The sequence below is a fragment of the Streptomyces sp. M92 genome (assembly GCF_028473745.1).
Lineage (GTDB): Bacteria > Actinomycetota > Actinomycetes > Streptomycetales > Streptomycetaceae > Streptomyces.
The window spans coordinates 2,464,141-2,489,762 of record NZ_CP101137.1; the positions used below are offsets into that span (position 1 = coordinate 2,464,141).

The 25,622-nt window shown below is 72.1% G+C and carries 18 protein-coding genes and 1 riboswitch; of the genes, 11 read left to right on the top strand and 7 right to left on the bottom strand.

The genetic code is table 11. The features are described from left to right. Entirely contained in the window at positions 1–1,572 is a 1,572-nt protein-coding gene (locus M6G08_RS11245; protein ID WP_272587025.1) for an NADH-quinone oxidoreductase subunit M, read from the top strand. Then, a complete protein-coding gene (nuoN, locus tag M6G08_RS11250) occupies positions 1,569–3,227 on the top strand; it encodes an NADH-quinone oxidoreductase subunit NuoN (protein ID WP_272587026.1) in 1,659 nt (552 codons plus the stop codon). Before M6G08_RS11245 ends, nuoN begins: the two co-directional genes overlap by 4 nt. Before the next feature lie 78 nt (positions 3,228–3,305). Here nuoN and M6G08_RS11255 read toward each other — a convergent pair whose 3' ends face one another. Further along, positions 3,306–3,905, bottom strand: a complete 600-nt coding sequence (locus M6G08_RS11255; RefSeq protein ID WP_272587027.1) for a Uma2 family endonuclease — start codon at positions 3,903–3,905, stop codon at positions 3,306–3,308. 280 nt (positions 3,906–4,185) lie between these two features. On the opposite strand from M6G08_RS11255, the gene recQ reads away from it, so the two are divergent. Continuing rightward, on the top strand, positions 4,186–6,189 hold the full coding sequence (gene recQ / locus M6G08_RS11260) for a DNA helicase RecQ (RefSeq protein WP_272587028.1): 2,004 nt from the start codon (positions 4,186–4,188) through the stop codon (positions 6,187–6,189). A 54-nt stretch (positions 6,190–6,243) separates the two neighbouring features. Here the strand turns inward: recQ and M6G08_RS11265 are convergent, their stop codons facing one another. Both M6G08_RS11265 and fahA read right to left on the bottom strand, forming a co-directional pair. Next, the gene (locus M6G08_RS11265) at positions 6,244–7,182 is read right to left on the bottom strand and encodes a M56 family metallopeptidase (RefSeq protein ID WP_272587029.1); all 939 of its coding nucleotides are present in this window, start codon (positions 7,180–7,182) and stop codon (positions 6,244–6,246) included. 444 nt (positions 7,183–7,626) lie between these two features. Further along, a complete protein-coding gene (gene fahA, locus M6G08_RS11270; RefSeq protein ID WP_272587030.1) occupies positions 7,627–8,859 on the bottom strand; it encodes a fumarylacetoacetase in 1,233 nt (410 codons plus the stop codon). Between the two features lie 477 nt (positions 8,860–9,336). Between fahA and M6G08_RS11275 the strand changes: the two genes are divergently transcribed. The 5 genes from M6G08_RS11275 (at position 9,337) to M6G08_RS11295 (ending at position 17,031) form a co-directional block, all read left to right on the top strand. Then, positions 9,337–10,506, top strand: coding sequence for a DegT/DnrJ/EryC1/StrS family aminotransferase (locus M6G08_RS11275; protein WP_272591313.1), 1,170 nt, complete (start codon positions 9,337–9,339; stop codon positions 10,504–10,506). Beyond that, positions 10,499–12,973, top strand: a complete 2,475-nt coding sequence (locus tag M6G08_RS11280) for a lipopolysaccharide biosynthesis protein (RefSeq protein WP_272587031.1) — start codon at positions 10,499–10,501, stop codon at positions 12,971–12,973. The genes M6G08_RS11275 and M6G08_RS11280 overlap by 8 nt, the downstream gene beginning before the upstream one ends. A 438-nt stretch (positions 12,974–13,411) precedes the next feature. After that, complete coding sequence (locus M6G08_RS11285; RefSeq protein WP_443049009.1) at positions 13,412–15,256, top strand: glycosyltransferase; 1,845 nt, start codon at positions 13,412–13,414, stop codon at positions 15,254–15,256. A gap of 33 nt (positions 15,257–15,289) precedes the next feature. Next, complete coding sequence (locus tag M6G08_RS11290) at positions 15,290–15,886, top strand: hypothetical protein (protein ID WP_272587033.1); 597 nt, start codon at positions 15,290–15,292, stop codon at positions 15,884–15,886. Further along, a complete protein-coding gene (locus M6G08_RS11295) occupies positions 15,883–17,031 on the top strand; it encodes a glycoside hydrolase family 26 protein (protein WP_272587034.1) in 1,149 nt (382 codons plus the stop codon). The genes M6G08_RS11290 and M6G08_RS11295 overlap by 4 nt, the downstream gene beginning before the upstream one ends. A gap of 76 nt (positions 17,032–17,107) precedes the next feature. On the opposite strand, the gene M6G08_RS11300 is transcribed toward M6G08_RS11295, so the two are convergent. The 3 genes from M6G08_RS11300 to M6G08_RS11310 all read right to left on the bottom strand — a co-directional run bounded on the left by M6G08_RS11300 (position 17,108) and on the right by M6G08_RS11310 (position 20,507). Further along, positions 17,108–17,914 (bottom strand): polysaccharide deacetylase family protein, encoded by an 807-nt coding sequence (locus M6G08_RS11300; protein WP_272587035.1) that lies wholly within the window; start codon positions 17,912–17,914, stop codon positions 17,108–17,110. Beyond that, positions 17,911–19,317 carry a glycosyltransferase family 2 protein gene (locus M6G08_RS11305; RefSeq protein ID WP_272587036.1) on the bottom strand — a complete coding sequence of 469 codons (1,407 nt, stop codon included), beginning with the start codon at positions 19,315–19,317 and terminating at the stop codon, positions 17,911–17,913. Before M6G08_RS11305 ends, M6G08_RS11300 begins: the two co-directional genes overlap by 4 nt. Positions 19,318–19,436: 119 nt before the next feature. Next, on the bottom strand, positions 19,437–20,507 hold the full coding sequence (locus M6G08_RS11310) for a GNAT family N-acetyltransferase (protein WP_383147021.1): 1,071 nt from the start codon (positions 20,505–20,507) through the stop codon (positions 19,437–19,439). 270 nt (positions 20,508–20,777) lie between these two features. On the opposite strand from M6G08_RS11310, the gene M6G08_RS11315 reads away from it, so the two are divergent. Next, a complete protein-coding gene (locus M6G08_RS11315; RefSeq protein ID WP_272587037.1) occupies positions 20,778–21,587 on the top strand; it encodes an HAD family hydrolase in 810 nt (269 codons plus the stop codon). 28 nt (positions 21,588–21,615) lie between these two features. Here M6G08_RS11315 and M6G08_RS11320 read toward each other — a convergent pair whose 3' ends face one another. Beyond that, positions 21,616–22,134 carry a transglycosylase SLT domain-containing protein gene (locus tag M6G08_RS11320; protein WP_272587038.1) on the bottom strand — a complete coding sequence of 173 codons (519 nt, stop codon included), beginning with the start codon at positions 22,132–22,134 and terminating at the stop codon, positions 21,616–21,618. Positions 22,135–22,138: 4 nt separating this feature from the next. After that, positions 22,139–22,306, bottom strand: a riboswitch (cyclic di-AMP (ydaO/yuaA leader). Between the two features lie 758 nt (positions 22,307–23,064). On the opposite strand from M6G08_RS11320, the gene M6G08_RS11325 reads away from it, so the two are divergent. Then, positions 23,065–24,075, top strand: a complete 1,011-nt coding sequence (locus tag M6G08_RS11325) for a polyprenyl synthetase family protein (RefSeq protein ID WP_272587039.1) — start codon at positions 23,065–23,067, stop codon at positions 24,073–24,075. A gap of 263 nt (positions 24,076–24,338) precedes the next feature. Beyond that, positions 24,339–25,589 carry a LolA family protein gene (locus tag M6G08_RS11330; protein WP_272587040.1) on the top strand — a complete coding sequence of 417 codons (1,251 nt, stop codon included), beginning with the start codon at positions 24,339–24,341 and terminating at the stop codon, positions 25,587–25,589. The last annotated feature ends 33 nt before the right edge of the window (positions 25,590–25,622 follow it).

Below are 25,622 nucleotides of genomic sequence, written 5' to 3' on the forward strand. Positions count from 1 at the left end.
ATGTCCTTTCCCCTGCTGACAGTCACGGCGGCGCTCCCGGCCGTCGGGGCCATCGCCACCGCCGCGGTGCCGGCCGCGAAACGCACCGCGGCCAAGTGGCTCGCGCTGCTGTTCTCGCTGGCGACCCTCGCCCTGGCGGTCGCGGTACTGGTCCGCTTCGACCCCGGCGGCGACCGCTACCAGCTGACCGAGTCGCACTCCTGGATCGCGGACTTCGGAGTCCGGTACGAACTGGGAGTGGACGGCATCGCCGTGGCGCTGATCGCGCTGACCGCCCTGCTGATCCCGTTCATCGTCCTGGCGGGCTGGCACGACGCCGACCCGCTGGAGACCGGCAGCAGCCGGTGGCGGCCGACCCAGGGCTTCTTCGCCCTGATCCTGCTGGTCGAGGCGATGGTGATCCTCTCCTTCGAGGCCACCGACGTCTTCCTCTTCTACATCTTCTTCGAAGCCATGCTCATCCCGATGTACTTCCTCATCGGCGGCTTCGGGGACCGTGCCCACCAGCACGGCGAGAAGACGGCGGCGACCCAGCGGTCGTACGCGGCGGTGAAGTTCCTCCTCTACAACCTGGCCGGCGGTCTGATCATGCTGGCCGCGGTGATCGGCCTCTACGTGGTCGCCGGGAACTTCTCCCTCACCGAGATCGCCCAGGCCAGGGCCAACGGCGAGCTGGAGATGGCGACCAGCACCGAGCGCTGGCTCTTCCTCGGTTTCTTCTTCGCCTTCGCGGTGAAGGCGCCGCTGTGGCCGCTGCACACCTGGCTGCCCAACGCCATGCAGGAGTCGACCGCGCCGGTCGCCGTGCTCATCACGGCGGTCGTCGACAAGGTGGGCACCTTCGCGATGCTCCGCTTCTGCCTCCAGCTCTTCCCGGAGGCCAGCAAGTGGGCGACGCCGGTGATCCTCGTACTGGCCGTCATCAGCATCATCTACGGAGCGTTGCTCGCGGTCGGCCAGCGCGACATCAAGCGGCTGATCGCCTACGCGTCGATCTCGCACTTCGGCTTCATCATCATGGGCATCTTCGCGATGACCAGCCAGGGCCAGTCCGGCGCGACGCTCTACATGGTCAACCACGGCATCTCCACCGCCGTCCTGATGCTGATCGCCGGATTCCTGATCTCGCGGCGCGGCTCGCGGCTCATCGCCGACTACGGGGGAGTGCAGAAGGTCGCCCCGGTGCTCGCCGGCACCTTCCTGATCGGCGGACTGGCGACCCTGTCCCTGCCGGGGCTGGCGCCGTTCATCAGTGAGTTCCTGGTCCTGGTCGGCACCTTCACCCGCTACCCGGTCATCGGCATCATCGCCACCTTCGGCATCGTGCTCGCCGCGCTCTACACCCTCGTCCTCTACCAGCGGACGATGACGGGCCCGGTGAAGCCGGAGGTGTCGGCGATGCCCGACCTGCGGGTGCGGGAGCTGGTGGTCGTGGCGCCGCTGGTGGCGCTGCTGATCTTCCTGGGCGTCTTCCCCAAGCCCCTCACGGACATCGTCAACCCGGCGGTGGAGCAGACCATGTCCGACGTACAGAAGAAGGACCCCCAGCCTGAGGTGGAGGCGGCCAAGTGAGCGCAACAGCCGTCCACAGCCTGTGGACAACGGTGACGACGGCGGCCGACCCGATCGGCAAGATCGACGCGCCGAAGATCGAGTACGGGCAGTTGTCGCCCACCCTGATCATCCTCGGCGCGGCGATCATCGGCATCCTGATCGAGGCCTTCGTGCCCCGCAAGTCCCGCTACTACGTGCAGATGTTCCTGTCCGTCGTCGCGCTCGTCGCCGCCTTCGCCGCGGTCGTCGCGCTCGCGGCGGGCGGATACGGCACGACCAAGGCGGGCATCGCGGCGATGGGAGCCATCGCCGTCGACGGCCCTGCCCTGTTCCTGCAGGGCACGATCCTGCTGGCGGCGCTGGTCGGCCTGTTCACCTTCGCCGAGCGGCGGCTCGATCCGCAGGCGCACGGCAACCGGGTCGACTCCTTCGCCGCGCAGGCCGCGGCCGTGCCGGGCAGCGAGAGCGAGCAGAAGGCGGTCAAGGCCGGCTTCACCACGACGGAGGTCTTCCCGCTCCTCCTCTTCGCCGTCGCCGGCATGCTGATCTTCCCGGCGGCCAACGACCTCCTGACGCTCTTCGTGGCCCTGGAGGTCTTCTCCCTCCCGCTGTACCTGCTGTGCGCGCTGGCCCGCCGCAAGCGGCTCATGTCGCAGGAGGCAGCGGTCAAGTACTTCCTGCTCGGCGCGTTCGCCTCGGCCTTCACCCTGTTCGGCATCGCGCTGCTCTACGGCTACGCGGGCTCCATGTCGTACGGCACGATCGCCTCGGTCGTCGACGGCACCGTGCAGAACGTCACCCCGGCGCTCGCCGACACCATGGGCAACGACGCGCTGCTGCTCGTCGGGTCCGCGCTGATCGTCATGGGCCTCCTGTTCAAGGTGGGCGCGGTGCCGTTCCACATGTGGACGCCGGACGTGTACCAGGGCGCGCCGACGCCGGTGACCGGCTTCATGGCGGCGGCGACCAAGGTGGCCGCCTTCGGCGCCCTGCTCCGCATCCTGTACGTCGTCCTGCCCGGCCTGCGCTGGGACTGGCGGCCGGTGATGTGGGCCGTGGCGATCGTCACCATGCTGGCCGGCGCGATCGTCGCGATCACGCAGACCGACATCAAGCGGCTGCTGGCGTACTCGTCGATCGCGCACGCGGGCTTCATCCTCGCCGGTGTCATCGCGACCACGCCGGAGGGCATCTCGTCCGTCCTCTTCTACCTGGCCGCGTACTCCTTCGTCACGATCGGCGCCTTCGCGGTCGTGACGCTGGTGCGCGACGCGGGCGGTGAGGCGACGCACCTGTCGAAGTGGGCCGGACTCGGGCGCAGGTCACCGCTGGTGGCGGCCGTTTTCGCGGTGTTCCTGCTGGCCTTCGCGGGCATCCCGCTGACCTCCGGGTTCTCCGGCAAGTTCGCCGTCTTCAAGGCGGCGGCGGAGGGCGGCGCGGCCCCGCTGGTCGTGATCGGCGTGATCTCGTCGGCGATCGCGGCGTTCTTCTACATCCGCGTGATCGTGCTGATGTTCTTCAGCGAACCGCGCCCGGAGGGCCCGACCGTCGCGGTGCCGTCACCGCTGACGATGACGGCGATCGGAGTCGGGGTCGCGGTCACGGTGGTGCTCGGTGTGGCGCCGCAGTACTTCCTGGACCTGGCGGGACAGGCGGGGGTGTTCGTGCGCTGACGCGGCGCTCGCCGGTTCGGACACGGCGGCGGCCCGGCAACCCACAGGGGGGCCGGGCCGCCGCCGTGTGCGCGTGGGTCACTCGCCGCCGCGGCGCGCCTTGATGGCCGTCAGGTCCAGATCCAGCGGGAAGGGAGCGCTCAGCTTCATCCGCTCACGGAAGATGCCGACGGCGACGTATGCCCCGGTGGCGGGCTCCAGCTCGAAGGCGTGGACGACGGCGAGCCCCTTCTCGTTCTCCACGCGCCAGTAGTGGGTGATGCCCGCACGGGCGTACTTCAGGGGTTTGGTCTCGCGGTCGCGGGAGACGGACTCGGCGGAGACGACCTCGATGGCCAGGGTGACGGCTTCGGCGGGATAGCGCGTCTGCTCCGGGTCGTCGACGACGTCGCCGCGCACGACGATGACGTCCGGTTCGGGCCGGTTCTGCCGGTCGATGTCGATGGTGAACTCGCGGATGACCTCGAACTCCGCCGGGGCGAGGGACTGCAGCCGCCAGTTGAAGAAGTCGACAGCGCGTGAGTGGAAGAGGGTCTGCGGACTCACGAAGACGAGGCTCCCGTCGATCAGCTCCGTGTGCGGAGGCAGGTTCGGAAGCCGGTCCAGGTCGTCCGCGGTCCAGCCGCCCTCCGGCGGGACGGGCCAGTCGCGCGTGGACGCCTTCGGTGCGACGCTCATCAGTGCTCCCATGGGACGGAGTCTCGCGGGTGCAATCAGACTACTCGCGGGTGCAATCAGACTATTCGCCGGAAACGGGCGGGTCTCCCGCGAACGTGTGAACGACTGTCGTGTCCTTGACGCGGGTGGTGATCGCTACGGTATGCGGCCTGTGGATAACTCCGGGGCTGTCGGCGCGGCCCCCTATCGTTGAGGCAGTGGTCGGGACAGGGCGGACCAGACGGACAGGACGGGTGCAGAAGGCCCGGGCAGGCAGGCAGGACGTACGGGGGACCAGGCGATGGGCGGGACGGGCATGATCGGCGAGATGGCAGAGACAGCACAGGTGACCGGCTTGGGCGGTGAGGCGCTGGCCGCGCTGCACCGGGTCTTCGGGTACGAGGCCTTCCGGGGCGAGCAGGAAGCGGTCGTCGACCATGTGATCGCGGGCGGCGACGCCGTCGTGCTCATGCCGACCGGCGGCGGCAAGTCGCTCTGCTACCAGATTCCGTCCCTGGTCCGGCCCGGCACGGGCATCGTGGTCTCGCCACTGATCGCGCTGATGCAGGACCAGGTGGACGCGCTGCGGGCGCTCGGTGTGCGGGCCGGGTTCATGAACTCCACGCAGGACTTCGACGAGCGGCGCGTGGTGGAGGCCGAGTTCCTCGCCGGCGAGCTGGACCTGCTGTACCTGGCGCCCGAGCGGCTGCGGCTGGAGGGCACCCTCGACCTGCTCTCCCGGGGCAAGATCTCCCTCTTCGCGATCGACGAGGCCCACTGCGTCTCGCAGTGGGGCCACGACTTCCGGCCCGACTACCTGGCCCTGTCCCTGCTCGGTGAGCGCTGGCCGGACGTGCCCCGGCTCGCGCTCACGGCGACGGCCACACACGCCACGCACCGCGAGATCACCGAGCGGCTGAACATGCCGACGGCGCGACATTTCGTGGCCAGTTTCGACCGGCCCAACATCCAGTACCGGGTCGTGCCGAAGACCGACCCCAAGAAGCAGCTCCTGAGCTTCCTGCGTGAGGAGCACCCGGGCGACGCGGGCATCGTCTACTGCCTTTCGCGCAACTCCGTCGAGAAGACCGCCGAGTTCCTCTCCCGCAACGGCGTCGAGGCGGTCCCGTACCACGCGGGTCTGGACGCGGGCACCCGCGCCGCGCACCAGTCGAGGTTCCTGCGGGAGGAGGGCCTGGTGGTCGTGGCGACCATCGCCTTCGGCATGGGTATCGACAAGCCGGACGTCCGGTTCGTCGCCCACCTCGACCTCCCGAAGTCGGTCGAGGGCTACTACCAGGAGACCGGCCGCGCGGGGCGGGACGGCCTGCCTTCCACGGCCTGGATGGCGTACGGGCTCAACGACGTCATACAGCAGCGCAAGCTGATCCAGTCCGGTGAGGGCGACGAGGCGTTCCGGCGCCGGGCGCAGTCCCACCTGGACGCGATGCTCGCGCTGTGCGAGACCGCCCAGTGCCGCCGCGGCCAGCTCCTCGCCTACTTCGGGCAGGAGCCCGCCCCGGCCGGCTGCGGCAACTGCGACACCTGTCTCACCCCGCCGGAGACCTGGGACGGCACGGTCGCGGCGCAGAAGGTGCTGTCGACGGTGGTGCGGCTGAAGCGGGAGCGCGGGCAGAAGTTCGGCGCGGGGCAGATCATCGACATCCTGCTGGGCAAGCGCACCGCCAAGGTGATCCAGTTCGACCACGATCAGCTCTCCGTGTTCGGCATCGGGGAGGAGCTGACCGAGGGCGAGTGGCGCGGTGTCGCCCGGCAGCTGCTGGCCCAGGGCCTGCTCGCCGTCGAGGGCGAGTACGGCACGCTGGTGCTGACCGAGGCCAGCGGGGCGGTCCTGCGCCGGGAGCGGGAGGTGCCGCTGCGCAAGGAGCCGAGGAAGCCGGCTTCGGCACGGGCGTCGGGCGGCGGGCGTGGCGACCGCAAGGCCAAGACCGCCGCCGCCGAACTGCCACAGGAACTGCTCCCCGCCTTCGAGGCGCTGCGCGCCTGGCGCGCGGAGCAGGCACGGGAGCAGGGCGTTCCGGCGTACGTCATCTTCCATGACGCCACTCTCCGGGAGATCGCCACCGCCTGGCCCACCTCGATCGGGCAGCTCGGAGGCATCACCGGGGTGGGTGAGAAGAAGCTGGCGACGTACGGGGAGGGTGTGCTGGCCGTGCTGGCCGAGCTGGAGGGGCCGGCCGCTGCGGCGGAGCCCGCCCCGGGCCGTCCGTCGGCCGGTTCCGACCCGGGTGCGGACGACTGGCCGGAGATGGAGCCCGAGCCCGAGCCGGACGACTGGATATAGGGGCGGACGGCGGCGACCGGCCGCTGGTTCATTTCGCGCCCGTTGAGACGGTCCCTACGCCAGCGCCGTCAGCCCCGGAGCGAAGGTGATCAGCAAGGGGACCAGGGGTACGAGGGCGGCCGTCGCCGTGGTCAGGGCCCGGTGACGTGGCGTCAGTCGAGGCGGCGGTTCGAGGAGGCGGTCGACCCGCTCGCCGAGGAGGCGGTGGCTGGAGGCGCAGGACAGGACGCCCCGGTGCTGGTTCAGCTCGATCAGGGCCAGGGCCGTGGTCAGGTGGCCGCAGCGGCGGGAGGCGGTGTCGTCGGCGGCCAGTTCGACCAGGCGGTGGGTCTGGTCGCAGAAGTGGGCGAAGAGGGGGACTCGGGGGAAGCCGGTGGCCAGTGCGGTGGACAGGTGCAGCAGCCAGTCGTGGCGGGCGCGGGCGTGGCCGCGCTCGTGGGTGAGGACGGCGTCGAGCTGGTGGTCGGTGAGACGCTGGAGGGCGCCGGTGGTGACGATCAGCTGGGGCGGGCTGCCCGGCATCCACCAGGCGTCCGGGTACTCGTCCTCCAGGACCAGCAGGGGGCCACGGGCGGCGGGAAGACCGGCGGGCAGATCGGGGGCGCGCTCGCGCAGATGGGCGCGGGACTGGGCACGGCGCCGTCGGGCCTCGGCGAGTTCGCGGGCGAGCATGGCGGTCGTCCATGCGGCGCCGCCGGCCAGCAGCAGGATGAGGACGGCGGCCCAGGGCGGGCCGGCGGAGAGGTTGTAGGCGGCGGTCACCGCGGGCGGCGCCGGCGCGAAGAGCTGGGCGCGGACGGTGCCGAAGACGGCGGCGGCCCCGAGCACGAGTGCCGTCAGGCAGCACAGCAGGACGGTGGCGACCAGGCACTGCCACACCCACAGAGCGACGACCGGGTCGCGTTCGGGCCACGCGGACCGGGTCAGCGCGCGCGGTACCGGTACCGCGGCGGTCACGGCGACGACGAACAGCAGGAGCAGGCAGAGGGTCATGCCACGGGCTCCGGATCCTGGTCGGAAGGGCGGCTCTGGCTGTGGTGCGGTGGCGGTGGGCGGTGCCGGGGCTTCGGCGGGCCCCGGTGGCCCGGTGGGAGGCTGCCGTCACGGTGCGGACACGCCGTGCCGCGCACACCGCCCGACGCCAGTATGACGGTGACGGGCGGTGTGAGTCAGGCCCCGGCGGGCAACCGATCCGGCGCATCGCGGCACACCGAACTGCACCGCACCGCACCACATCGCGGCGCGCCCGCGTGAGCACTGGGCCGGCGCGGTGAGACTGCCGCCCGCGCGAGTGCCGGGGCTCGCGGCGAGCTGTCGTCCGCCGCGAGTGCGGGGGCCTGCGGTGGACTGCCGTCCGCGCGAATACCGGGCCGGTGCGACGGGTCGGCGCTTGCGCGGGTGCGGGACCTCGCGGGGCTGCCGTGCGTGGCGGGTGGGCTACCGACCGGTGCGCGGTGCGGTGATCCGGCCGGTGACCTCGCCCAGCCCCACCCGGACGCCGTCCGGGCCGGGTGCCCAGGCCGACAGGGTCACCACGTCCCCGTCCTCCAGGAACGCCCGTTTGCCGTCGGGGAGTTCCAGGGGGTCGCGGCCGTTCCAGGTCAGCTCCAGCAGGGAGCCGCGTTCCCGCTCGGTGGGACCGCTCACCGTGCCGGAGCCGTAGAGGTCGCCGGTGCGCAGGGAGGCGCCGTTGACGGTCATGTGGGCCAGTTGCTGGGCGGCCGTCCAGTACATGGTGGAGAAGGGAGGTTCGGAGACGACATGGCCGTTGATCGTGACGGTGATCCGCAGGTCGTAGCCTCCGGGCTCGTCCAGTTCCGGGTCGGTGTCGTCGAGGTAGGGCAGCAGGTCGTGGGTGCGCTCCGGCGGCGCCACCCGTGCCTCCTCCAGGGCGTCCAGCGGCGTGATCCAGGCCGACACCGACGTGGCGAACGACTTGCCGAGGAAGGGGCCGAGGGGCACGTACTCCCAGGCCTGGACGTCCCGCGCGGACCAGTCGTTGAGGAGGCACAGCCCGAAGACGTGCTCGCGGAAGTCGCCGAGCGGCACCGGGGCGCCCGGCTCGGACGGCACACCCACCACGAAGCCGACCTCGGCCTCGATGTCCAGGCGGACGGACGGGCCGAAGACGGGAGCGGCGTCGGTAGGGGCCTTGCGCTGCCCGCACGGGCGTACGACGTCCGTGCCGGACACGACGACCGTGCCGGAACGGCCGTGGTAGCCGATGGGAAGGTGTTTCCAGTTGGGGGTGAGGGAGTCGGCGGCGTCGGGACGGAAGATCTGGCCGACGTTCCGGGCGTGGTTCTCGGAGGCGTAGAAGTCGACGTAGTCCGCGACCTCGAAGGGCAGGTGGAGGGTCACCGACGAGAGGTGATGGAAGAGAGGCTCCAGGGTCTCGCGGTGGGAGGGGACCGTCACCCAGGCGGTCAGGGCGCGCCGCACGTCGGACCAGGCGGTGCGGCCGGCCGCCAGCAGCGGGTTGAGGGTGGGCCGCGCGAGCAGGGAGGCGTACGGCGAGCCGAGCGCGTGGGCCGCCGCGCCGACATCGAGGACATGGTCGCCGAGCCGGACGCCCACCGTCCGGTCCTGGGCGCCGGGGATCGAGAACACGCCGTACGGGAGGTTGTGCGGGCCGAAGGGGTCGCCCTCGGGGACATCGAAGGGGGGCATCGGGTGCTGCCTCGCTTTCGTGCTCGCCATGTGCGCCGTGTGCGCCGGGTGCGCCACGTGGTTCGTGGGCCGGGCCACACGTTACGGGTGTCGTACCGGTGTTGGGCAGTGCATCGGGAGGCGGCGGTGCGTGGCGAGGAGAGCGCGCGCAGGTGTGCTGACGTGCGGGGAGTGGTCCGGCGGCCGATGCGTGAGGCGAGGGGAGAGGCCGGTGGGGCGGTGCCTCGGCCGTCGGCGCGCGCCTGCGGGAACGCGGGGAGATGTTGCGCTCCGCTTCCGTTTGAGTGCGGGAAGTTGTCCACAGGCCGGTACGCAATCTTGACGGAGCGGTGCGAACGGGGCGACTCTGGGCAGGTGCTGGAAGGCCTCGGGGAGGGGGCCTTCAATGGCACACCAGGGGGGCGGATGGCCATTGGGGAGGCCGGTCCGGGTTCGGTGCGGGATGGTTCGCAGCCGAGGAAGCGGCTGGAAGCAACCATGCGCGGCCGGCTCGGCCGGGAATGCGTGTACGTACCGTCGTGCCGTTTCGGGCTGTACGCGGCACTGCGTCACTGGTGCCCGCCGGGCGGCCGGGTGCTGATGTCACCGGTCAACGACGACGTCATCTTCTTCGTCGTGCTCGCGGCCGGGCTCCGGCCGGTGCAGGCGCCGTTGAAGCCGTCCGACGCGTCCATCGACATCGATGCCGTGCCCGAGGACGTGTGGGGTTCCCTGTCCGCAGTACTGACGACGAACCTGTACGGGAACCCGGACCCGGCCCCCGGTCTGCGGGCCCGCTGCGACGCGCTCGGCATCCCGCTGTTCGAGGACGCCGCGCACGCCATCGGCAGCGAGGTGGGCGGCCGGCCGGTCGGCTCCTGGGGCGACGCCTCCGTTTTCAGCCTGTCCAAGCACGTCGGGGCCAAAGCCGGAGGCATCCTCGCGCTCGCCGACCCGGGATTGCGGGAGGCGCTGGAGAAGGCCTGCGACGATCTGCTGCTGCCGCGCCGCACCACGGCCGAACTCGCCTACGCCGTAAGGCCGTACGCGGAGGCCGCCGTGCGCGGACTGCGGTTGCGGCGAGCCGCCTGGGCCACGATGCGGATGCTGGGCCTGATGGAGCGCGAGGAGATCCGGATGCCGCTGCGTCCGGAGGAGCTGGGCCGCGCGGTCGCCTCGGCCCCCGACCTGGACGCCCACGACTCCTGGGTCCGCGTGGACATGCACGACTACCGGTTGCGGGCCGGCCGGTTACGGCTCGGGCGCGTCGGGCGCAGGTTCGACCGGCTGGACGACGTCCTCGCGGACTGCCGGGCGGGTACGGAACTGCTGCTGTCGACCCGGTGGGGGCAACTCGCGGTCGGCAGAGAGCGGCCTCCGGCCCAGCCGCTGTTCCGGGTGCCGCTGCTCGTGGCGGACCGGGACGCGGCGGTACGTGCGCTGGCCCGGCGCGGCATCGTCGTCGGCTACCTCTACGACCCGCCGCTGGACGACTACGCGGGCGCGGCCTTCACCGACCCGTCCCCGTCGCCCGAGGGTGCGCGCTGGTTCGCGCGGCACGCGCTGCCGGTGGACCCGCTGCGGGCCGCGTCGGTGGTCGCGGCGCTGGAGGAGTCCGGGGTGAGGCCCGCCGAGGCGCCGGAAGGGCTGGTTCCGACCGGTGACTGAGACGCAGGTCCACGAGACGGCCGCGGCGCCCGCGGGCGGCGGCCCGACGCCGGCCGGGCGCGGACGCGGCGGCGACTCGCTCTTCAAGAACGCCTATTTCCTCATGCTCAGCACCGGCGTCTCCGCCGTGCTCGGCCTCGGCTTCTGGCTCGTGGCCGCCCGCTACTACTCGGAGGAGGCGGTCGGACAGGGCTCCGCCGCGATCGCCGCGATGCGGCTGCTCGCCAGCATCACGGCGACCACGATGATCGGCGCCGTCGTCCGTTTCGTGCCACGGGCCGGCCGTGCGACCGGACCGCTGGTGTGGCGGGCGTACGCGGCCAGTTCGGTGGTCGTCGCCCTGGCGGCGGTCGTCTTCCTGCTCACCCTCGACCTGTGGGGCGCCTCCTACGCCCCGCTGGGCACCGTGGAGACGGGGGCCCTGTTCGTCGCGGCGTGCGTGGCCTGGGCACTGCTCACCCTCCAGGACGGTGTGCTGACCGGGCTGCGCAAGGCGGAGTGGGTGCCCGCCGGCAACGCCGTGTTCTCGGTCGGGAAGCTCGTCCTGCTTGCCGTCTTCGCCACCGCGTTGCCGGTGCTCGGCATCTTCGTGTCCTGGGCCGTGGCCATCGCGTTCTCCACCCTGCCGCTCGGCTGGCTGATCTTCCGCCGGCTCATCCCGCGCCAGGCCGCCGCCGACCACGACGTGGAGCCGCCCAAGGTCCGCGAGATGGGGCGGTTCCTGGCCGGGGACTCGCTGGGCGCGCTGTTCAGCCTGGCGATGATCAACCTGCTGCCGGTGATGGTCGCGGTCAACTTCAGCGCCGCGGAGAACGGCTACTTCTACGTGGCCTACACCGTCGGCGGCACGATGGAGTTCATGGCCATCAACATGGCCTCCTCTCTCACCGCGCACGCCTCCCACGACCCGCGCCGCCTCGCCGACGGCGTTCGCGGAGCGCTGCGCCGCATGACGCTGCTGCTGGTGCCGGTCGTCCTCGTCCTGGTCGCCTTCGCCCCGCAGATCCTCACGCCCTTCGACGACGGCTACGCCGAGCACGGCTCCACGGTGCTGCGGCTGCTCGCCATCGGGGCCCTGCCGCGCATCGTGGTCGAGTTGTACATCGGCGTACTGCGTGTCCAGGGACGCACCGGCGCACTGGCCGCCGTGCAGGGCACCATGTGCGTCCTGGTGCTGGGCAGCGCGGCGATGCTGTTCACCCCGGCCGGGATCGCGGGCGCCGGGTGGGCCGTGCTGGGCGGCATGACCGTGGTCGCCATCGGCTGCGTGCCCGGACTGCGTGCCGTCCTGCGGGGCGGCGACGGGGGCGGGCATCGCCCCGCAGGGAACGGGGGGCCGGGCGCCCTCCCCGCCGGCACCGCGACGCGGACCGGCCGCGAGCCGGGCTCCGGTACGGCCTACGGCACCCGCTGGGCCAGGCTGAACGCCACCGCGGGGTACGGCACCAACTGGGCCCGGCGGGCGGCGTACGAGCACGGGCAGAGCGAAGACGCGGTGCGGGAGGACACGGTCGCCCTGTTCATAGGGCGTCCCGGGTACGAACGCGAGGCACTGGAGGCGGACACCCTCGCGGTGATCGTCCGGCGGCCGCGGGACGCCGACGCGGAGCCCGGGGCCGAGCCGGACGCCGACCCCCGGCCCGAGTCCGAGTCCGACTCCGAGTCCGAGACCGACTCCGGGCCTGTGCCCGAGACCGGGTCGGGGCCCTGTCCGGACACGGAGACCAAGCCTGAAGGTGAGCACGCGCTCGACGACTTCCCCGACGACGGGGCGGCACGCGACGACGGGATCGGGGCCGTCCCGGAGCGGCTCCTGCGTCCGGCCCTCTGGCTGTTGCTCGGCATCGCAACAGTCGTCCTCCTGGTCGCGTCGCGCGAACTGCCGTGGCTGGGCGCCGGCGTGACCGAGGCCGAGCTCACGGGCCGGGAGCTGCTGCGGGAACTGCCCCTGTCGGCACTCGTCGCCGGAGCCGTGCTGCTCGTGGTGTTCGTGGCGTCCGTGACGTTGTGTTTGGCGACCGACCCGCGGCTGCCCGGCGCCGCGCTGGGTGCCGCCGTGCTCACCCTGCACGCGGCACCCGTGGCCCTCGGCCGGGAACCGGAGACGGTCGGTGGGACGTTCTATACCGAGACGGCCGGTTTTCTGGCGGAAGCGGCGGGGCTCGACGGGCCCGCCCCGCTGCTGCGCTGGGCGCCGCTCGTCCTGCAGTTGCTGTGTCTCGTACCGCTGTGGCTGCTCCTCGCGAAGGCGGGCGACCGGCTGCCGTGGCAGGGGCGCTGGGGGGTTCTCTATCTCGCCGCGGTGGGGGGCTGGGTCTGGCGCGCCGAGCTCGCGCCCCTCACGCCGCCCCTCCTGCTGCTGCTCGTCCTCGCCGTCGTGCTCCTGTCGCTCCGCCGCCCCGCCCTGACGACGGACATGACACAGCCCGCGCACCACACCAGACCGAACCGCACGTCCAGGGACTGATCAAGCACAGAGCCGAATCGCCAGGGGGGAACCGTCGTGCGTCCGCCAGCAACTCCACGGGAGAGATCCGTACCAGAGCCCGTGCCCGGGCAGGAAAACCCGGACGCGCCGAACAGGGACTCCGCGACGACGCCCCTGGAGAAACCGGAGACGGCCGGGACGACCGCCTCCGTGTCCGAGGACGAGGACGAGCACGATCCCGAGTACGAGTACGAGCACGATCCCGAGCACGAACACGAGGAGGAGCAGGAGCACAGGCGCGGGCACGCACACGTGCGAGAGGCGACGGCATCCCTCCGCGCCTCGCAGGAGACGGACAACAGGACCTCGCAGGAGGCGTCCGCCCGGCCGGTCCGGGAGCCCGCCCCCCGGGGTCCCGCACGCGCCGCCCACCGATCCTCTACCCCGGAGCCCCCCGGCTCCGCCACCGAGCCGCCCGTGACGGATCTGTCCGAACTCGCCCCCGCCGCCTGGCCGGCCCGCGCGGCCGCCGCCTGGCCTGCCCTGCCCCTTCTCGTCGCGCTCACCCTGTGGGGCTACGCGCTACGGCACACCGACGTGTCCGCCCTGGACGACTTCGGTCTCGTCAGCGCCCTGCACCCCGCCTTCTGGGCCGGGCTCGCCGTACTGACCGGGGGCTTCTGGTTCACGGTCCGCGATCCGCGCCGCCCGGGCGCCTGGTCGTTCGCGTACGTCCTGGGCCTGCTGGTCATGGAACGGGCCACCCAGGCCCTCCTCTACCCGACCCCGCTGTACGCCTGGGCGTGGAAGCACGACGCCGTCATCGACCACCTGCTCACCTCCGGCAGCCTCCAGGGCGCGGACCAGCTCGGCGACATGGCCGTCTACGACCAGTGGCCCGGCTTCTTCGCCGCCCAGGCCGCTCTGGTGCGCCTGCTCGGCGTGGACAACGCCGCGATGTACATGGCCTGGTGGCCGCTGGTCTCCAGCGTCCTGCTGCTGCTCCCGCTGCTGCTGATCTACCGGACCTTCACCGAGGACCGGCGGCTGATCTGGACCGCGGTGTGGCTGTTCTGCGTCGGCAACTGGGTCGGCCAGGACTACTTCTCCCCGCAGTCCGTCGCCTTCGCCCTGCACCTGGGCGTCATCGCGGTCGTGCTGCGCCGCTACGGCCGTTCCGGCGGGCGGCGGGGCCGGCAGGGGCAGGCGGTGTGGACCGTGCTGCTCAGCGTGCTGGTCACGGCCATCGTCGTCTCGCACCAGCTGACGCCCGGCATGCTCGTCGTGACGCTGGCCGCCCTGGCCCTCACCCGTCGGTACCGCGACTGGGTCCCGGTGGTCACCACGGTGGTGATCTTCCTGGCCTGGTGCCTCACGGCCGCACTGCCCTTCCTGTCCGCCGCGATGCCGGACATGATCCGCTCCATAGGTGACGTCGGCGCCAACGTCGAGACCGGGTACGGGACCACACCCACCGGAACCGGCGCGGTGGCGACCTCCTGGGCGGCCAGGCTGCTGTCGGGATCGGTGCTGCTGCTCGCGCTGGCCGGCATCCTGCGCCAACGGGTGCTGCGGCACCGGGCGGTGCCGCTGCTGCTGGTCGCGGCGGCACCGCTGCCGATGTTCGTGGCGAGCAGTTACGGCAGCGAGATGATCTTCCGGGTGCTGATGTTCACGCTGCCCGGCGCCGCCTTCTTCGCCGCCGCCGCGCTGCTGCCCAAGGTCCGGACCCTGGCCGCCGACGCCGTGGCGCGGGAGACGGCGGGGCACTCGCCGAAGCCCACCAGCGCACGGCGGCGCCGCGTCCCGTTGCCCGCGCTGCCCCCGCTGCCCCCGCTGAGGTACGGCGCGTGGGTGCCGTTGCTCGTGCTGCTCGCCGGGACGCTGGCGTTCGTGCCGAGCTACTCCGGCAAGGACCGCGTCAACTACTTCCCGCCCCGGGAGGTAGCCCTCGTCGACCAGCTCTTCGGCCGGGCCCCCGACGACTCCCTGGTCGTCGCCGCCAACCGGAACTACCCGCTCGCCTACGAGCAGTACTGGAGAGTCGACCACTACTGGTTCCTCGACGACGACCGGCGCCACGTCGACGAGATCGTGCGCGACCCGGCCACCGTCCTGGCCCGCGACATGGCCGCCGTGGAAGCCCCGGCGCGCGCCTACTTCCTGCTCACGCAGGGGCAGGTCGCCAACTCGGAGATGAACGGCCAGTTGGACAGGGACCAGTTGGACCGCATCCGGGAGTCCGTGGCGTCGTCGCCCGCGTTCGAGCTGGTCGCCGAGAACGACGCCGGCGTGCTCTACGTCCTGAAACCGGCGAGCTGACGAGGGACGGGCCAGACGGTGAAGCAGAAACCCATGACACAGCGGACCACCACGAAGCAGCGGAACGCCACGAAGCAGCGGACCACCACGAAGCAGCGGAACGCCACGAAGCAGCGGACCACCACGAAGCAGCGGAACGCCACGAAGCAGCGGAACGCCACGAAGCAGCTGAACGCCATGACGCCGCAGGACCTCGTCATCCGCATGCTGCCCCCGTTCGGCGGCTGGCTGGCGCTCGCCGCACTCGCCCTGCCCGGCGGCTCGCCGCTGCGCGGCGCGGCGGTCGCCCTCTTCCTGGCCCTCGGCCCGGGCGCGGCCCTGGTCGGGCTCTGCGGCCCGGCGCTGCGGACCCGCCGCGCGGAAACCCCCGTCGAACGGCGGGACGCCCGCTTCGAACACCACTCCGACCTGCTCGAACGGCTGATGCTGGTCGTCCTGCTCAGCATCAGTGCCGCGATGCTCGTCGCCACGGTGCTGATGGCCGCCCAGGCCTTCAGCGGGGACCGCGTCCTGCTGACGCTCACCCTGCTGGCCACGCTGGCCGCGTTCTGCCCGCGCCTGCGTGCCTCCCCGACGCCCAGGACGGCGCCGGAGGCGCCGCCGAGGACACGGAAGGGTTCCACTCTGTGAGGTTCGCCCGTCCCGCTCGCCGTACACGCGGGGACTCGACGACGACCGGACAGCACCGCCGGCCCAGGACCCCGGAGGAACACCGGGCCCGGGGCCGGCGCCGGCTGCTGCTCACCTCCGTCACGGCCACCTGCGCGGTCCTGGTCGCGGTGCTCGCCCTGCGCGACGCCTCCGGCCCGGCCGGCCCGGCCGGCCCGGCCGACGACCCGAAGTGCCGCCCGACCGAGCTTCTCGAACCGCCCTGCGGGGCCTGGTTCGGCGCCTTCGTGCCGCACGACAAGTCCGACCTGGCCGAGAAGGTGTACGCCTACGAGGAGCAGGTCGGCCGCCGGCTCGACATCGTGTACACGTACCACGACATGTCCGCCGTCACGGAGACCCGCCTGGAGGGCCAGCTCCTCACCGAGCAGGAGCAGCGCGTCGGCGAGGACCGCATGCTGCTGCTGTCCTGGGAGAGCAAGTGGTGGGGCGGCACGAAGCGGCAGCAGCCCACCTGGAAGCAGATAGCCGCCGGTGACCTGGACGACTCCGTGATCGACGTCCAGGCGCGGCGGATCAAGGAGTACGGGGAGCGGACGGGGAAGAAGGTGTTCCTCTCCTTCGACCTGGAGATGGACACCCGTACCCCCGGCAACGGCACCCCGGCCGAATACGTCCGGGCCTACCGGCACATCCACGACCGCTTCCGCGAGCTGGGCGTCGACAACGTCGTATGGACCTGGATCATCACGGGCTACCTGAACCACGCCGACCTCTTCGAGAGGATGTACCCGGGCGACGCGTACGTCGACTGGATCGGCTACAACCAGTACAACTACTACCTCTGCCACAAGACGGACTGGCTCAGCTTCGCCCAGACCCAGTACGCCACCCACGACTGGATCCGCGCCAACATCTCCGACGACAAGCCCCTGATGCTGTCGGAGTTCGGCAGTGCGTCCGATCCGAAGCGCCCGGACCGGCAGGCGGACTGGTACGCGCAGGTGCCCGGCGTGCTCAAGGACCTGGCGGGCGTCAAGGCGGCTCTCCAGTGGAACTACCGCGACCCGGGACCGCACTGCGACCTGGCCATCGCCAACGAACAGGCGTGGGGCAGCCTGCGCAAGGTGGCCGCAGACCCCCACCTGAACCAGCCGCTCGAATGACGGTCCGGAGCCGGTCACGGGCCGGGCGGTATCCGGCGGAACGGGTCGGCCGGTCGTCGGGCGACCCGCGCGGTCGTCAACCGGCGAACTCGGGCCCGCGGACCATGGCCCGTCCCCGCCGGTACCAGCGCCACGCCACCGTCTTCGGACCGTCGCGGTACGGGGCGATCCGGGCGCCCTCGCCCGCCAGCCACCCCGCCACGTCGGCGACCGTGTGGCTCTGCCGCACGATCAGCCGCGCGATGCGGTACCGCTCGTCGCGGTCCGAACTGAGCGCGTGCCGCACCGCGGTGGCCGTCTCGTACCCGGCGCGGGCCGACAGCGACCGCACCTTGGCGCTGTTGTAGCCGTGCGGATAGGCGAGGTGGCGTACCGGATGGCCGAGGGCGTCCTCCAGCACCGACTTGGACCGGCGCAGTTCGTACGCCAGGTCCTTGGCGGACAGCGTGTCGAGCTGGGCATGGGTGACGGTGTGGCTGCCGATCTCCATGCCGGAACGTTCCAGCTCTGCCACCGCGTCCAGTGTCATCATCGGAGCGGGCGGCAGCAGGCTGCGGCCGCCGGGGGCGATGGCGCCGGTGGTCAGGTACGCGGTGGCGGGCATCCCGCGCTCGGCCAGCGCCTCGGCCGTGGGGCCGGGCAGGTCGGCGAAGCCGTCGTCGAAGGTGAGCAGCACCGGCCGGGGCGGCAGCGGCGCCCGCCCGGCGAGGTGGTCGGCGAGCACGCCGATGGTGACGGGCGTCCGGCCACTGTCGGCGATCGCGTCGAGGTGCGCCGCGAACTCCTTGGGACGGACGGTGAACTCGGCGATCCACGAGGGCGGGTCGTCCATCACCGCGTGGTAGAGGAAGACGGGTATGTGCGCGGTCGTCCCCTCGTTCATCCCGCCTCCAGTCCGACCGTACGCAGCGCTCGGCGGGCGCGCAGATAGCCGACGGGGCCGTACAGCATGCCCCGGCGCTGCAGCCGGGACAGCCGCCGTGGCCAGGGATGCGTACGTGAGCCGTGCCCACCTGGCACGCCCGCACCCGGTCCCGCACCCGCTCCCACACCCGCGCCCGCTCCCGTGTCCGTGTCACCGGAACCGCCCCCCGCACCGCCCCCCGCACCGGTCGCGCGTACGGCCGTCAGCCCTCGCGCGTGCGCCAGTCCGCCCGGCACCCGCGCGAGGAAGGCCGGCAGCAGCGCGGGCCGGTTCACGAGGACCGCCGTGAGGTAGGCGGTGAGGCCCGCTCCGTAGCCGTACGCCTGCGTCTCCAAATCCCGCCAGGTCTCCCGGTGGTGGTGCCAGACCAGCGCGCTCGGCGTGTACCGCAGCCGCCGCCCCTCGGCGAGGACGCGGACGAACCCGTAGAGGTCGTCGCCGCCCCGCGCCCGCGTACCCGCGCCGGTCGCCGGGTCGAAGCCGCCCACCGAGCGCAGCACCGCCGTGCGGAAAGCCATGTTGGCGCCGGAGCCGAAGCGGCCCGCGGTGAACGGGAACAGCGGCTCGCCGGCGGGCGGGTGCGCCGGGTCGTACGTGCGCGGGGTGAACCCCTTCGCGAAGCCGCCGTGGCTCTCCAGCAGTACCTGGGCGGGAGTGCGCAGCCGCGCCGGCAGGATCAGCCCCGTGGCGCAGCCCAGCCCCGGGTCGGCGGCGAAGGGCGCGGTCAGTTCGGTGAGCCAGCGCGGGTCGGCGACCACGTCGTCGTCGGTGAAGGCGACCACTTGGCCGCGTACGGCCACCAGGCCCCGGTTGTGCGCGATCGCCAGGCCCGGCACCGGTTCGCACACGTACCGCACCCGCTCGCCGTACTTCCGCTCGACCAGTTCCCGGGTCTCCTCGGTCACGGGCGCGTTGTCGACGACGACGATCTCGAAGTCCGGGTGGTCCTGCGCCAGCAGCGAGTCCAGGGCGCGGGCCAGTTGGCCGGCGCGTTCCCGGGTGGCGACCACGACACTGGCGGACGGTGGCACGGGCAGCGGCTCCGGCGGCGCCTGCGGGGGCAGCTCCCGGGCGAGCCCGGCCAGCACCGCCACCGGATCCGCGCCGTCGGGCACCTGCCCGAGGAGGGTGCCTACGGGCCGCCCCGCGCGTCTGACGAGTACGAACACCGAACCGGACGTGACCGGTGGGCTGCCCGGCCCCGGTCTCAGCTCGACGCCCTCGTCGCCACGGTCGCCCCCCGCCCCCGCCGCCTCCCGAGCACCCGGCAGATCCAGCTCGGCGACCTGCACCGGCCCGATGCTCAGGAACTGCTCGATCTCCCGCCGTGTCTCCCGCCGCGCACGCCGCCCACCGGCCATGCGCCCACCCCCTCGTGGTTGCCCTCGGTGCTGCTCTCGTGTTGCCCACCATCCCGACCGGCCCACCGTCCCGACCGGCCCACCGTCCCGACCGGCCCGCCGTCCCGACCGGCCCACCATCACGACCGGCGCAGCCGGGACGCGCCCCGCAGCGTCCGCACCGCCAGCGACGCCAGCCGCGGCCGCTCGCGCACGAAGCCGTGCGCGCGGCGCACCGGCTCGCGACCGAGCCAGTGCAGCGCGGCGCCCGCTCCCGGCCGCGTCGCCGCGCCCTCGTACACGGGCAGTTCGCCGGTCTTCAGCGAGTCCTTGTACTCCGCCGGGCCCCGCCCCATGTCGAGCATGCCGATGCCCTCGGCCGCGGCGGCCTCGGCCATCCGCAGGTGCAGGATCAGCCCCGGCGAGTACTTGGCGAAGTCCGGGTCGTACGCCGGGAACCAACACGCCAGGACCGTCGCCGAGCGGAGCCCGAAGTGGGCGGCGACCGGCCGTCCGCCGGCGTAGAGCACGGACAGCGTGCCCGTGCACTCCGGCGCCCGGGTCCCGGCCAGCCGCCGGACGAGCCGGGTGATCCACTCCCGGGCGAACCGGTCCCGGCGCCCCGTCCTGCGGTACTGCGCCGACTTCCAGCCCATGAGGGTGCGCAGTGCGGCCGGGTCGCGCTCGTCGAAGACGAAGCGCACGTCCCCGACCTGGCGGCCGAGCCGGCGCTCCTTGGCGAGGGTGGTCTTCAGGAACTTCGGCGACCGCGCGCGCAGCGCGCTCTCGTACGCCGCGTACCCCTGCTCCACGTCGATGACGTAGGTGGCGTGCTCCTCGGCGGCGAGCGGCACGAACAGACCCTGGTCCGCCTCCAGGTTGTCGAAGGCGAAGCTGGACAGGGAGCAGGCCCGCAGCAGTCGGCGGGTGTCAGGGGCGAGGTCCTGGCGCAGCACCGCGCCCTGGCAGTCCGACACCCCGAGCCCGATCGCGCGGCCCTGCCCCAGGGGCCCGCGCTCGTGCGGCAGGAAACCCGCCGCCTCTCCGCCGTCGTACACCACTGCCACCCGCGCTCGCGGCCGCACCCGGCCCACGACGTCGGTGAACTCCGGTTCCATGAACGGATTGCGTGGCGCCGTCGACTTGGCGCGCAGCTCGCGCCAGCGTTCCCGTTCCCCCTCGCCCAGTTCCTCCGGCCTGAGCACACGCACACGTCCGCTGTTCAACCCGACCCCCCGATCAAGCTCCCCCTGGACACAAGGAAGGTACCTCCGGGGCCGCCCGGCCGGTAGGTAGCGGACCATCTTGTTGCCAACCGGTGCACAGGCCTTTAACCGGCTTTAGCCGATGATGTGTAAGGTTTCGGACACGATCGGGCGTCGTCGTGCGTACTCGGACGTACTCGCTGCGCCCTCGTTCGGAAGCGGTCCGGAAGCGGTCGCGGGTGAGTCGGGCACGTGCCGCGTCCGTATTCTCTGATCATGGACCGCACCGCATACTCACTCGTCGCCACCGACCTCGACGGCACGCTGCTCCGCGGCGACGACACCGTCTCCGACCGGTCGCTGGCCGCGCTGGCCCGGGCGGCCGACGCCGGTGCGCGGCACCTGGTGGTGACGGGGCGGCCGGCGCCCAGGGTGCGGCCCCTCCTGGACCGCCTCGGCTGCACGGGGCTCGCGGTGTGCGGACAGGGCGCGCAGGTGTACGACGCGGGCGCGCACCGGATGCTCTGGTCGGTCACCCTGGACCGGGAACTGGCCGAGACCGCGCTCGGCAAGATCGAGGCGGAGGTCGGGCAGGTGTACGCCGCGGTCGACCAGGACGGCGTCGACGGCCTCACCCTCATCGAGCCCGGGTACCTGATGCCCCACCCCACCCTGCCCGCGGTGCGCGTCGGCCGGCGCGACGAACTGTGGGCCACGCCGATCAGCAAGGTGCTGCTGCGCCACCCCGACCTGTCCGACGACGAGTTGGCGGCGACGGCGCGCGCGGTGGTCGGCTCCCTCGCCACGGTCACCATGTCGGGGCCGGGGACGGTGGAGCTCCAGCCGTGCGGCATCACCAAGGCGACCGGCCTGGCGCTGGCCGCGGAGCGCCTGGGGGTGGGCCGGCAGCGGACGATCGCCTTCGGGGACATGCCCAACGACATCCCCATGTTCCACTGGGCTGCCCACGGTGTCGCCATGGCCGGCGCCCACCCCGAACTCAAGGCGGTCGCCGACGAGGTCACCACGGCGAACGAGGACGACGGCGTGGCCGTCGTCCTCGAACGGATCTTCAGTACCTCTTGATGCGGCTCAGTACGCGCCCGGGTGCGGCTCAGTAAGCACCGAAGACGTTGTCGATGGAGCCGTAGCGGTCGGCCGCGTAGTTGCAGGCGGCGGTGATGTTGGCGACCGGGTCGTACGGGTCCCAGGAGGTGCCCTCGACGTGGTACGCCCGGAAGGTCGGGTCGATCACCTGGAGCAGGCCCTTGGACGGGGTGCCGTTGATGGCGTTGATGTCCCAGTTGTTGATGGCGAGCGGGTTGCCGGACGACTCCCGCATGATGTTGCGGTGGATGCCCTCGTAGGTGCCGGGGATGCCGTGCTGCGCCATGACGTCGAGCGACTCGCGGATCCAGCCGTCGAGGTTGTTCGAGTACGCCGTGGTGGCGGTGGCGGTGGCGGTGGCGGTGGCGGTGGCGGTGGCGGCCGGCGCGGCGGCCGGGGTGGCCGCGGAGGCGCTGGTGGCACCGATGAGCGGCAGGGCGAGCACCGCGGCGCCGGTGCCGGCCACAGCCAGCTTCCGGGCGATACGGCCGGCGCGGGCGTGACGGTTCTGACCGTTGGCAGACATGCTGAGTCCCTCTCCTTACGCCTGCGAGGTGAGCTGTCGGGTTCGGGCGGGGAGGTGCCCGGCCGGGCCCTGACGGGCACGGCTTCACCCCGAGCCGCTCCGGTGGTGACCGGTGCGGCGACTTACCTGGGTCCCCCGCTCCTGCCGGCGAGTGTGTTGGCGGATGACTGTGCGTCCGGGCGGTGGCAGGATTCGGCGTCCGCCCGACAGGCCGGGAACGTATGCGAGAGCACATGTCCGGAACAAGTGCAGGAATCACCCAACACGCCTGTTGACCTTGGTCTGGGGCATTTGGGGTGCTTGATCCTTTGCGGCCGCCAAGCTTCAACTCGCTTGCGGGGCAACGGGAGGGCGCAGTCGGCGGCCGGGTTGCCTGCGGGTGGCCCGAAGTGAGCCAACTCACCGGCCTCAATAAGAGCGGCAATTCGGGCATTCAGCCCAAGTGTGAGTCAATCGTTCGCAGGTCGGGAGGGCTTCGGGAGTGGGAGGGCGTCGGGGGTGGGAGGGCCTCGGGGGTGGGAGGGCTTCGGGAGTGGGTGGGCCTCGGGGCGGGTGAGCGGCCGGCCCCGAGGTGCCGTCGGGCGGTCTCCGTGAGCGGCCGCCGTGCTGTCCGGTGTTCACGAGCGCGCCCTGCGGGCATGCGTTCGTATCGACAGAGGAGGGCCGAGTGGGTGACGTACTCGGAGTGCGGGCCGTTGGGAGGGGTGATGTGATCTTCGGTGGCGGCTTCTGGCGTCGAGGGTGTCGATCGATATCTGCTCATATCGCCTGATCAAAAACATACCGCGCATGATCCGATACCGACCGGCCTGTAACGGTGGGCGCTAGCGGTGATCGAAACGTGACCGGATACGCTGACTTGAGTGGTGGCAGCGACCTATCGACAAACCAGGTAATCGCCAGTAGACACCAGCAGACAGGAGACCCCTCGTGACCGTCGTCGGGCCGTTCGGGCTGAGCGTGCGGGACCAGGCTCTGGAAGCCGATGTCCAGGCCGGATTGGTCGCGGTCGAGGAAGGGTTGCTTGAGGCAACCAAAAGCGAGGTGCCCTTCATCACGGAGGCCGCCCAGCACCTGGTGCGGGCCGGCGGCAAACGGTTCCGGCCACTGCTGGTGATGCTCTCGGCCCAGTTCGGCGACCCCTACGCCCCCGGCATCGTGCCCTCGGCCGTCGTCGTCGAGCTGACCCACCTCGCCACCCTGTACCACGACGACGTGATGGACGAGGCCGCCGTGCGCCGCGGGGTGCCCAGCGCGAACACCCGCTGGGGCAACTCGGTCGCCGTCCTCACCGGCGACTTCCTCTTCGCCCGCGCCTCCCAGATCCTCGCCGACCTCGGCCCCGAGGCGGTCCGCGTGCAGGCGCTGGCGTTCGAGCGGCTGGTCACCGGCCAGATCCTCGAGACGGCCGGGCCGCAGGACGGACGTGACCCGGTCGACCACTACCTGGACGTGCTGGGCGGCAAGACGGGGTCGCTGGTGGCGGTCTCCTGCCGGTTCGGCGCGATGATGTCGGGCGCCGACGAGACCGTCGTCGACGTGCTCACCCAGTACGGCGAGCGGCTCGGCGTCGCCTTCCAGCTCGCGGACGACGTCCTGGACATCGCCTCCGACTCCCAGGAGTCCGGCAAGACCCCCGGCACCGACCTGCGCGAGGGCATCCCGACCCTGCCGGTCCTGCGGCTGCGCGAGCGCGCGGAGCGGCTGGGGCTCGCCGAGGACGTCGCCCTGTCCGAGCTGCTCGACTCCGACCTGAGCGACGACGCCCGGCACGCCGAGGCCCTGCGCCTGCTGCGCGCCCACCCCGCGCTGGAACAGGCGCGCAAGGACACCGTCCGGTATGCCAGGGACGCCCGGGCGGCGCTGGCCCCGCTGCGGGAGTGCGAGGCGAAGTCCGCGCTGGTGGAGCTGTGCGACGCCGTGGTGCACCGGGCCGGCTGACCGCGCGGTGCGGTGACCCGCCTCACGTCGTGGGCGTACCCCGCCCCCTACGGGCCGGGGGAGCCGCCGCCCGTCGGTGTCATCCCGTAGGAGTACGCGGAGTTGAGTCCGCGGTCTGACGCTTCTCCCCGGCCGATTTGGTCAGATGGACACCACGGAAAACACCAATCCTCACCGATTCGGGTGAGAATGGCGGCTCACGGGTGAGACGACGAGTGCGAGGTCGCGAGACAGCCGCCGCCGACGACGGAGGTAGGGCACAGATGGCACCGATCGATTCCGACGACAACAGGACCGCCGCGGAGGGCGAGGACTCGCGCGCCGGACGGCGCAAGGCCGCGCGCTACGTCGTCCCGGTCGCGGTGATGGGAGTGGCGGCCGCGACGATCGGGCTGGTCCCCGCGATCGCCGACTCCGGGGACCCGGACCTCCCGAAGGTCACGGCGGAACAGCTCATAGAGAAGATCGCCAAGTCGGACGTCGAGCAGCTGTCCGGCACGGTGAAGATCACCACGGATCTGGGCCTGCCGAACCTCGGTGGCCTGGAAAGTGGCTTGATGTCCGGTATGTCCGGCGCGCCGGGTGCGGCCGGTGAGGAAGACGGCTCCGCCGCCGACCCGTCGGCCAAGCTCACCGAGCTGGTGTCCGGCACCCACACGCTGCGGGTCGCGGCGGACGGCCCCGACCGGCAGAAGCTCTCCCTGCTGGAGAACGCCGCCGAGTACAGCCTGATCCACGACGGCAAGGACGTCTGGGGCTACGACAGCGCGTCCAACGAGGTCTACCACTCGACCACGTCCGGGGCGGCCGGGCAGTCGGAGAAGCAGAAGCAGCGGCAGCAGCCGGAGCAGGACGTGCCGGCCACGCCGAAGGACTTCGCCGAGCAGGCGCTCAAGGCGGTCGACGACACCACCTCCGTCACCGTCGACGGCACCGCGCAGGTGGCCGGCCGGGACGCGTACCGACTGGTGATCGAGCCCAAGCAGGAGGGCTCCACGGTCGGCGCCGTCAGCATCGCGGTGGACGCGAAGACCGGTATGCCGCTGAAGTTCACGCTCACCCCGGCGAGCGGCGGCGCCGCCGTCGTGGACGTGGGCTTCACCCAGGTCAGCTTCGCGAAGCCGGACGCGTCGACCTTCGACTTCACCCCGCCCAAGGGCGCGAAGGTCACCGAGGCCGACGAGATGGCCGGGGCGCCGGAGCACGGGCGCGAGGCGGCCGGCGCCGACGTGGCCGGGGAGCTGGACGGCCTGGAGGTCATCGGCGAGGGCTGGGACTCCATCGCCACCTTCGACACCGGCGGCCAGGGCCTGCCCACCGCCTCCGCGGGCGGCGACGCCGGTGCTCTCGGCGGCTTCCTCGGCTCCTTCGGCGACCAGGTCGAGGGCGACTTCGGCTCCGGCACGGTCTTCAAGACCCGCCTGGTCAACGCCCTGATCACGGACGACGGCAAGGTCTACGCCGGCGCCGTCACCAAGGACGCGCTGGTGAAGGCGGCCGACGCGGCGAAGTAGACGCCGGACCGGAGCGGGAACGACGAGGAGAGG

What these genes read in the sequence shown, in the direction of transcription:
- M6G08_RS11275 (WP_272591313.1), top strand. Translation starts at nt 9,337, where the DNA reads ATGCGCGGCCGGCTCGGCCGGGAATGCGTGTACGTACCGTCGTGCCGT.
- M6G08_RS11305 (WP_272587036.1), bottom strand. Translation starts at nt 19,317, where the DNA reads ATGGCCGGTGGGCGGCGTGCGCGGCGGGAGACACGGCGGGAGATCGAG.
- M6G08_RS11330 (WP_272587040.1), top strand. Translation starts at nt 24,339, where the DNA reads ATGGCACCGATCGATTCCGACGACAACAGGACCGCCGCGGAGGGCGAG.
- M6G08_RS11290 (WP_272587033.1), top strand. Translation starts at nt 15,290, where the DNA reads ATGACACAGCGGACCACCACGAAGCAGCGGAACGCCACGAAGCAGCGG.
- M6G08_RS11320 (WP_272587038.1), bottom strand. Translation starts at nt 22,134, where the DNA reads ATGTCTGCCAACGGTCAGAACCGTCACGCCCGCGCCGGCCGTATCGCC.
- fahA (WP_272587030.1), bottom strand. Translation starts at nt 8,859, where the DNA reads ATGCCCCCCTTCGATGTCCCCGAGGGCGACCCCTTCGGCCCGCACAAC.
- M6G08_RS11265 (WP_272587029.1), bottom strand. Translation starts at nt 7,182, where the DNA reads ATGACCCTCTGCCTGCTCCTGCTGTTCGTCGTCGCCGTGACCGCCGCG.
- recQ (WP_272587028.1), top strand. Translation starts at nt 4,186, where the DNA reads ATGGGCGGGACGGGCATGATCGGCGAGATGGCAGAGACAGCACAGGTG.
- M6G08_RS11255 (WP_272587027.1), bottom strand. Translation starts at nt 3,905, where the DNA reads ATGAGCGTCGCACCGAAGGCGTCCACGCGCGACTGGCCCGTCCCGCCG.
- M6G08_RS11315 (WP_272587037.1), top strand. Translation starts at nt 20,778, where the DNA reads ATGGACCGCACCGCATACTCACTCGTCGCCACCGACCTCGACGGCACG.
- M6G08_RS11300 (WP_272587035.1), bottom strand. Translation starts at nt 17,914, where the DNA reads ATGAACGAGGGGACGACCGCGCACATACCCGTCTTCCTCTACCACGCG.
- M6G08_RS11245 (WP_272587025.1), top strand. Translation starts at nt 1, where the DNA reads ATGTCCTTTCCCCTGCTGACAGTCACGGCGGCGCTCCCGGCCGTCGGG.